2 protein-coding genes are annotated in these 1,477 nt (G+C 34.7%); one reads left to right on the plus strand and one right to left on the minus strand.

Features of this window, described 5'->3' with window-relative positions; genetic code table 11:
* Positions 1-471: flavodoxin family protein (locus FTU05_RS17685; protein ID WP_179991815.1), on the plus strand; the 471-nt coding region annotated here is incomplete at its 5' end.
* A gap of 173 nt (positions 472-644) precedes the next feature.
* Here the strand turns inward: FTU05_RS17685 and FTU05_RS17690 are convergent.
* Positions 645-1,364, minus strand: coding sequence for a phytanoyl-CoA dioxygenase family protein (locus FTU05_RS17690; RefSeq protein ID WP_087554354.1), 720 nt, complete (start codon positions 1,362-1,364; stop codon positions 645-647).
* Positions 1,365-1,477: the final 113 nt, after the last annotated feature.

Here is a 1,477-nt window from a genome sequence, read left to right on the forward strand (position 1 = left end):
AAAATTGATTTATTCACCGCTGAACAGTTGATGTCTCAACCTGAATTACTCTGTCAATATGATGGACTAATTTGGGGTACTCCAACCTATCTCGGTGGTGTCTCTGGCACTTTTAAACAACTCATGGATGCCACAGGTCCATTATGGAAGAAGCAGGCTTTTAAAGGAAAATTAGCCGCAGGATTTACTGTTTCCTCATTACCTGCTGGGGATAAGCAATCGACCCTGATTTCGCTTTTCACCTTTTCGATGCAACACGGTATGGTATGGGTCGGCAACCCTATTTTACCTGAGCAACATCAAGGTGTTCCGTATACGCAAGCAGCCAATCGTCTCGGCTCATGGTCTGGTCTTATGGCACAAGCCGAACATGCCAGTGCGGCAGATGCTTTTGATATTGGCGATATTAAAACCGCTCAGTTATTTGGACAAAACTTTGCATTTCGCTTAAATGCATATCAAGGAACATGATCAAATGAAAGAGTCTAGTCTTTAATTTCCATATGTTTTTTAATCTCGGGCATTACTACATTAAAAACATTAGGTGTTATCAATAGTTTCTTTTCTATGTGAATGTCAGCATGGATTAGGAATATCTCTTATGAAGAAGATCCTGTCAGGATGATGGGTTTTCTTTATTTATCTTACAAATTCTGAAAATATCTATACGTTGCCATCATTCTTATCTTTTTTGCAGCATTTATCGCTGGAGAATGAATAACCCTCATATCCATTAAATACACATCCCCTTGTACGCCAGTTAATTCAATGATCTCTAATTTTTTATTCTGAAAATCAAAAGGCTGATTTAATATTTTCGTACTCAATAAATGATTCAGCTGACTTGAAGAAGATCGTTCAGTTAAATGATGTGAACCTTTCAAAACTAGAGTTCCACCACCATGAGGTTGAATATCATCAATGATTAAAAAAAATTGCAGTGACTCAAAAGCTGTTGAATGTGAATCGACATGCCATTTTAAATCATTCAGTGTCCATTTTTCCTGTTGAGGTAATGTCAGTAGAAGTTGCTGTTTCTGATCAGAGTAAAACTTTTTAGCAAAAATTTTGAATACAACTTCACCCAAAATATCTGAATATTTTTCTAAAGTTTTTGGCTGTTTAACTGTTCTGGACAACATGACAATCTGTTGAAAATGACTCAATTTTTTCAATTCTTTAGAGATTATTTTATTATTTTCATAAATTTTTAAACGTTTCAGTTCTTCAACCAAACTCTCTTTGATTAAATTTACTTCTTTTTTATCAATAAACTGAGATAGCTTAACAATTCCATCAACACTTAAGTCAGTTTTAATTTGTTTTAACTTTATTTGATCCAAATCGGCTCCATTATGATTCATTTTAAAAATTTCCAATCCCTAAGATTCAATCAGCTCTACTTAGGCAATAGCCTTAATAAACCAGCATTTTTTCCATCTTCCAACACCCAAATCGAGCCATTATATGCAGTATG

It is taken from the genome of Acinetobacter sp. YH12049 (assembly GCF_013419875.1).
Classification (GTDB): Bacteria; Pseudomonadota; Gammaproteobacteria; order Pseudomonadales; family Moraxellaceae; genus Acinetobacter; species Acinetobacter amyesii.

Coding starts and splice junctions, on each gene's coding strand:
- FTU05_RS17690 (WP_087554354.1), bottom strand. CDS start 1,364: ATGAATCATAATGGAGCCGATTTGGATCAAATAAAGTTAAAACAAATT.